Origin of the sequence: Buttiauxella sp. S19-1 (genome assembly GCF_022134725.1) — a bacterium.
Taxonomy (GTDB): Bacteria; Pseudomonadota; Gammaproteobacteria; order Enterobacterales; family Enterobacteriaceae; genus Buttiauxella; species Buttiauxella ferragutiae.
Map to the genome: position 1 here is coordinate 22,290 of NZ_JAHWLU010000059.1, position 6,644 is coordinate 28,933.

Annotated in this window: 8 protein-coding genes; 7 read left to right on the forward strand and 1 reads right to left on the reverse strand. The window is 53.3% G+C overall.

Annotated features, from left to right (window positions below):
* Window positions 1-138 precede the first annotated feature (138 nt).
* The 4 genes from MES37_RS14080 to MES37_RS14095 all read left to right on the forward strand — a co-directional run bounded on the left by MES37_RS14080 (window position 139) and on the right by MES37_RS14095 (window position 4,053).
* Complete coding sequence (locus tag MES37_RS14080) at window positions 139-690, forward strand: NAD(P)H nitroreductase (RefSeq protein WP_121815424.1); 552 nt, start codon at window positions 139-141, stop codon at window positions 688-690.
* Window positions 691-808: 118 nt separating this feature from the next.
* Window positions 809-1,852, forward strand: a complete 1,044-nt coding sequence (selD, locus tag MES37_RS14085) for a selenide, water dikinase SelD (protein ID WP_064547632.1) — start codon at window positions 809-811, stop codon at window positions 1,850-1,852.
* Window positions 1,853-1,856: 4 nt separating this feature from the next.
* The gene (locus MES37_RS14090) at window positions 1,857-3,845 is read left to right on the forward strand and encodes a DNA topoisomerase III (protein ID WP_232886930.1); all 1,989 of its coding nucleotides are present in this window, start codon (window positions 1,857-1,859) and stop codon (window positions 3,843-3,845) included.
* Complete coding sequence (locus MES37_RS14095; protein WP_074388582.1) at window positions 3,772-4,053, forward strand: DUF1496 domain-containing protein; 282 nt, start codon at window positions 3,772-3,774, stop codon at window positions 4,051-4,053. Before MES37_RS14090 ends, MES37_RS14095 begins: the two co-directional genes overlap by 74 nt.
* On the opposite strand, the gene MES37_RS14100 is transcribed toward MES37_RS14095, so the two are convergent.
* Window positions 4,013-4,426, reverse strand: coding sequence for a pyrimidine (deoxy)nucleoside triphosphate diphosphatase (locus tag MES37_RS14100; RefSeq protein WP_064547628.1), 414 nt, complete (start codon window positions 4,424-4,426; stop codon window positions 4,013-4,015). The two genes, MES37_RS14095 and MES37_RS14100, sit on opposite strands and share 41 nt — an antisense overlap.
* Window positions 4,427-4,502: 76 nt before the next feature.
* On the opposite strand from MES37_RS14100, the gene MES37_RS14105 reads away from it, so the two are divergent.
* From MES37_RS14105 to MES37_RS14115, 3 genes are all read left to right on the forward strand, one after another.
* Window positions 4,503-5,078, forward strand: coding sequence for a carboxymuconolactone decarboxylase family protein (locus MES37_RS14105; protein WP_237931795.1), 576 nt, complete (start codon window positions 4,503-4,505; stop codon window positions 5,076-5,078).
* Window positions 5,071-5,691: a CDP-alcohol phosphatidyltransferase family protein gene (locus MES37_RS14110; RefSeq protein WP_064547623.1), complete on the forward strand. Its 621-nt coding sequence runs from the start codon at window positions 5,071-5,073 to the stop codon at window positions 5,689-5,691. The genes MES37_RS14105 and MES37_RS14110 overlap by 8 nt, the downstream gene beginning before the upstream one ends.
* A gap of 297 nt (window positions 5,692-5,988) precedes the next feature.
* Window positions 5,989-6,644 (forward strand): contractile injection system protein, VgrG/Pvc8 family (locus MES37_RS14115; protein WP_337927079.1); only part of this gene is annotated, 656 nt, incomplete at its 3' end.

Here is a 6,644-nt window from a genome sequence, read left to right on the forward strand (position 1 = left end):
TTTAGCTGAGGTATAGCTAAAGTGATTGCTATCCTAAATACCCCCAGGGCAAATGTCAGTAGGAAATCTGCCGTGTGCTGTAACAAAATCTACAGTCGTGTTAGTTTCGCTGATTAAAATCATGACAGGAGTTATCAAATGGATGCACTTGAACTACTTCTTCACCGTCGCAGTGCTTCGCGCCTGGTGGAACCCGCTCCTGCGGGCGAAATTCTGGAAAACATTATTCGTGCCGGTATGCGCGCGCCTGACCACGGAACCTTGCAGCCGTGGCGCTTCATTGTGATTGAAGGCGAAGGCCGCGACCGCTTCAGCCACGTGCTGGAACAAGCCGCTATTGCTGAAGAGCTTGACGAGAAGGGCATTGAAAAGGCACGTACCGCACCATTCCGCGCACCGATGATTATCGCTGTGGTGGCATATTGTGATGACAACCATAAAGTCCCGGTCTGGGAGCAAGTGGTTTCTGCGGGTTGCGCGGTGATGGCAATGCAGATGGCAGCAGTCGCTCAGGGCTACAACGGCATCTGGCGCACCGGTATCTGGACTGAAAGCGAAGCGGTTCGTGAAGCACTTCATTGCCGTGAGCAAGATGAAGTGGTCGGTTTCTTGTATTTGGGTACCCCGCAACTCAAAGCCTCTACTACGGTCAGCGTGCCAGACATCACTCCGTTTGTGCGCAAATTCTAAGCAAACAATCAAAACCTGTCTGGATTGTGACCAGGAATGGGGCAATTCAGACATGCGGTCTTACTACTCGTTGAATTGAGCGCTACCATAGAGCGATTGCCAATGACAGGAGTAGTCTATGAGTGAGCAAACCGTTCGTTTGACGCAGTACAGCCACGGAGCTGGTTGCGGCTGCAAAATTTCCCCGAAAGTCCTGCAAACTATTCTGCAATCTGAGCAGAGCAAATTTGTCGACCCAAACTTGCTGGTTGGAAACGAAACCAGTGATGACGCGGCGGTTTACGATCTCGGCAACGGCACTTGTGTCATCAGCACCACCGACTTCTTTATGCCGATCGTCGACGATCCTTTTGACTTTGGGCGCATTGCCGCCACTAACGCTATTAGCGACATCTACGCGATGGGCGGCAAACCGATTATGGCTATCGCTATTCTGGGCTGGCCGATCAACACCCTGGCTCCTGAAATCGCCCGTAAAGTGATTGAAGGCGGGCGTTTTGTTTGCCAGCAAGCCGGGATTTCTCTGGCGGGCGGCCACTCAATCGACGCGCCAGAACCTATCTTTGGCCTTGCCGTCACCGGCATTGTGCCAACCGATCGTGTGAAGAAAAACAGCTCCGCGACACCAGGTTGCAAACTCTTCCTCACCAAGCCACTCGGCATCGGCGTGTTGACTACCGCTGAGAAAAAATCGCTGCTCAAACCAGAACATTACGGCCTCGCGGCAGAAATCATGTGCCAGCTCAACAAACCTGGCGCTGAGTTTGCTGATATCGAAGGCGTCACGGCGATGACTGACGTCACGGGTTTTGGCCTGCTGGGCCACCTGAGCGAAATGTGCCGTGGTGCGGGTGTCCAGGCCGAAATCTGGTTCGATAAAGTCCCTAAATTGCCAGACGTTGAAGCCTATATCGCCCAGGGCTGCGTACCCGGTGGCACCTCGCGTAACTTCGCCAGCTATGGCTACTTAATGGGTGAAATGAGCGAAGCGCAGCGTGATTTGCTTTGTGACCCGCAAACTTCCGGTGGCTTGTTGCTGGCTGTTGAGGCGGATGCTGAAGCTGCGGTGGCGGCAGTTGCTGAAAAAAATGGCATCACGCTGACTGCCATTGGCGAGCTAAAAACCGCTCGTGGCGGCCGCCCGATGATTGAGATTCGCTAGTCGGATGCGTCTGTTTATTGCCGAAAAACCCAGCCTCGCTCGCGCTATTGCTGACGTGCTGCCTAAACCTCATCGTCGGGGTGATGGCTTCATTGAGTGTGGTAATGGGCAAGTCGTGACCTGGTGCATCGGTCACTTGTTGGAACAGGCTCAGCCGGATGCTTACGACGGGCGTTACGCACGCTGGAATCTGGCTGACTTGCCGATTGTGCCGGAAAAATGGCAATTGCAGCCGCGCCCATCGGTCACCAAACAGCTCAACGCTATCAAAAAACTGTTGGTGCAAGCCGACGAAGTGGTTCACGCAGGTGACCCGGATCGCGAAGGGCAACTGCTGGTGGATGAGGTTCTCGACTACTTGCAACTGGCGCCGGAAAAGCGCCAGCAAGTACAGCGCTGCCTGATTAACGACCTTAACCCGCAGGCAGTTGAACGTGCAATTACTCGCCTGCGTTCCAATAGCGAGTTCATCCCGCTGTGTGTTTCAGCACTGGCGCGAGCACGAGCTGACTGGCTTTACGGCATCAATATGACCCGCGCCTACACCATTCTTGGGCGTAACGCGGGTTATCAAGGGGTGCTTTCGGTCGGGCGTGTACAAACCCCAGTACTGGGTTTAGTGGTGCGTCGTGATGAAGAAATCGAGAATTTCGTCGCCAAAGACTTCTTTGAAGTGAAAGCGCACATCGTCACGCCAGCCGATGAACGTTTTGTCGCAACATGGCAGCCGAGCGAGTCTTGTGAACCCTATCAGGATGAAGAAGGGCGCTTGCTGCATCGCCCGCTGGCAGATCATGTGGTCAACCGCATCGGCGGACAGCCAGCCATCGTCACGGCGTATAATGATAAACGGGAATCAGAAGTCGCCCCGTTACCGTTTTCGCTCTCGACCTTGCAAATTGAGGCGGCCAAACGGTTTGGTGTCAGTGCGCAGAACGTGCTGGATATCTGCCAGAAACTCTACGAAACGCACAAACTTATCACTTATCCGCGTTCGGATTGCCGTTACTTACCGGAAGAGCATTTTGCTGGCCGCCATGCGGTACTGAATGCGATAAGCATTCATCAGCCCGATTTGCTGCCACAACCGGCGTTAAATACGGATTTGCGCAACCGCTGCTGGGACGACAAAAAAGTCGACGCGCACCACGCAATCATTCCCACTGCGCGCAGCTCCAAAATTTCGCTTTCTGAAAATGAAGCTAAAGTTTACAACCTGATCGCCCGACAATACTTAATGCAGTTCTGTGCCGATGCGGTGTTCCGCAAATGCACTATCGATCTCGATATTGCTGGCGGCAAGTTTAACGCCAAAGCGCGTTTCCTGGCGGAAGCTGGCTGGCGCACGTTGCTGGGTGGTAAAGAGCGCGATGAAGAGAACGACGGTACGCCGTTGCCAGTGGTCGCTAAAGGCGATGAATTGCTGTGTGAAAAAGGCGAAGTGATAGAACGCCAGACTCAACCGCCGCGCCATTTCACGGATGCGACGTTGCTCTCAGCGATGACCGGGATTGCTCGTTTTGTGCAGGATAAAGATCTTAAAAAGATCCTGCGCGCGACGGACGGACTAGGCACTGAAGCGACCCGTGCGGGGATTATCGAATTGCTGTTTAAACGCACCTTCCTGGTGAAGAAAGGGCGTTATATCCACTCTTCGGATGCCGGACGGGCCTTGATTCACTCGCTCCCTGAACTGGCGGCACGGCCAGATATGACGGCGCAGTGGGAATCGACGCTGACACAAATTAGTGAAAAACAGTGTCGTTACCAGGACTTCATGCAGCCGCTGGTGCAAACGCTATATGACCTGATTCATCAGGCGCGAACCAAACCAGTGCATCATGCTTTTAAAGGGGTTAAAGCCCCTGACGAGCAGAAAAAAACGCGTAAACAATGGGCGAAAAAAGAGGGAAGTGATGATGCGACTAAAAAGCCTGCTCGCCGCCGCCGTGCTGCTGATGATAAGCCTGCCGGGGATGGCGCAGCGTCTTGATCCACAGGTAGATATCTCGGTACCTCCGGAAGTCTTCAGTACTCAGGGCCAACGAGCAGCACCGTGCAGCCAGTGCTGCATCTACCAGGATCAAAATTATTCTGAAGGGGCGGTGGTAAAAGCCGAGGGCGGCGTTTTACTGCAATGCCAGCGTGATGAAAAAACGCTTAGCACGAATCCTTTAGTCTGGCATCGCGTAAGGCCATAAACGCTTTAAGTAATGGGATATCTGCCGGGGCAAGCGGGTAATCAAACGCCTCGGCAGGTAAACACCAGACCAGTTCACTGTGGCAAAGCGCGGTCAATTCACCGCTGAATTCGCTTACATGCCACGCATGAAGATGAATGATTCGCCCGGACACTTCTCGCTGGTGGCTGGCAACGTAATCGCCCACCACCGCTTTAATCGCCAACTCTTCTTCCAGTTCCCGCGCAAGCGCCGCCGGTTGTGATTCATTGGCATCCACCTTGCCGCCAGGAAATTCCCATAAACCGGCTTGGTCGCCACTTTCCGGGCGACGTGCGAGCAAAATTTTACCGTCCTGCTCGATGATTGCCGCAACAACATCAATGGTTTTCATGATACCGGTCCGTTCTTTATCTATGGGCGTGGCATAATACGCGCCACCAAAGATTATCTGAAGCTCTTCCCGAATGATGAATAAAAACAGATCCCCATGGGTACCGCCACTTGATGCGCTGCCCGCCAGTTTACGGCCCATTGTTGCCATGCAAAAAAAACATTTCGGCTCGGTGCTGAACCCCACACGCTGGTGGGGACGTTTCCCGTATTTATTCTGGCTGGTGGCACTGTTTGTCGGGTTCCTTGAAAGACGGCGTTCCGGCATCGATCCCATCGTCCGTTCGCTGGTGATGACGCGCGTTTCCCAACAATGCTGCTGCGAATTCTGTATTGATGCCAATAGCCTGCGACTGGCTGAACGCAGCGGTTCGATGGACAAAGTGCTGGCGGTCGCCAACTGGCATGAAGAAACGCTATTCACTGCCAAAGAACAGGCAGCACTGGCCTACGCAGATGCGATGACAGCCACTCCGCCGAATATCAGTGATGCGTTGAAAGGTGAATTGAAAGTCCATTTCGATGACAAAGCTATCACTGAATTAACAGCACTAGTTGCGTTTCAAAACCTGTCAGCCCGCTTTAATGCTGCACTGGATATTCCGGCGCAAGGGTTATGCGTCACCCCGACTGAGAAGCCGCCACATGTTTGATAGTTACCTTCATCCCCGTGTTAAACCGTTGCTTGAGCGTGTGGCGCAAACCCTGGATAAACCGACTATCACGCCAGACGGGCTGACGCTGTTTGGTTTTGCTATCGGCGTGCTGGCATTACCGTTTCTGGCATTGCAGTGGTATAGCGCAGCACTGGTGGCGATTGTGCTCAACCGCTTGTTTGATGGTTTAGACGGTGCGCTGGCGCGACGACGCGGCCTGACCGATGCGGGCGGGTTTCTGGATATTGCGCTGGATTTTCTGTTTTACGCGCTGGTGCCGTTTGGTTTTATTCTTGCCGACCCTGCACAAAATGCGCTGGCGGGTGGTTGGCTACTGTTCGCATTTATTGGCACCGGCAGCAGTTTCCTGGCCTTTGCTGCGGTGGCGCAAAAGCATCAACTTGATAACCCCGGCTATGCGCACAAATCGTTTTATTACCTCGGCGGCTTGACGGAAGGCACGGAAACTATCGCGTTGTTTGTGCTGAGTTGCCTGTTCCCGCAGTGGTTCGTTTGGTTTGCGTGGGTGTTTGGAGCATTGTGCTGGATGACAACATTGACGCGGGTGTGGAGTGGCTATCAGACGTTAAAGCGCGTGGAGTTGCCCTAAGCCTCACTGTGTGTGAATGGGGGATCCTTTCCCCCTATCCTGCAATACCACAAATGCCCGTAACCTCCTGCGGGTTCATTTCCTAACATCTCCGAATGTGACCTCGCTCACTGATCAATCCTCTGATTAAGCCTACCTTTCTTTTTAATTATCATATTGATTTTATTATATTTGTTTGAATTATGTGTGAAATTGAATCATACATTCAGGCTAATAACTCCATCTAAATTAAAGGAATAACATGATGGCATCTGATGCGTTTCATGGATCCGTTTTCTCTACATCAGGGAGAGCGCTGTGTCATTAAAAGGACTGCGTTTCACACTGGAGGTGGAAGGGATGGAGCCGGACACTTTTGCGGTGGTGAGCTTTCGCCTGCTGCAGCATAACTCCGCTGCATTTGTCCTCGATGCTGACGTCGCCAGTAAGTCTTTCCGCCAGACGGCTGACCCGTTGCTGGAGAAAAACGTCACCCTGACGCTCTGGCAGGGGCAGAAAGTCCTGCGCCATGTCAGCGGCATTATTGCCACCTTCGGCATGAGCGAGCACAACGGCTGGCAGATGCAGTACTCCCTGCGCATTCATCCTCCCCTGTGGCGCTGCGGTCTGCGCCAGAACTTCCGCATCTTCCAGCAGCAGGATATTCAGACCATCACCGCCACGTTGCTGGCAGAAAACGGCGTCACCAACTGGACGTCGGTGTTTTATGAATCCCATCCGGCCCGCGAGTTCTGCGCCCAGTATGGTGAAAGTGACTTCGCTTTTTTATCCAGACTGTGGGCCGAAGAAGGCATTTTCTTCTTTGACGACGTCTCCCCGGAAGGGGGGCAGCGGCTGATGCTGACTGATGATGTGACCGGCCTGCGCAGGCGGCAGGATGCCTTTCCCTTTAATCCGAATGTATCGACTGGAACCACCACGGAGCACATCAGTGTGTTTCGTCACGAAGCGGG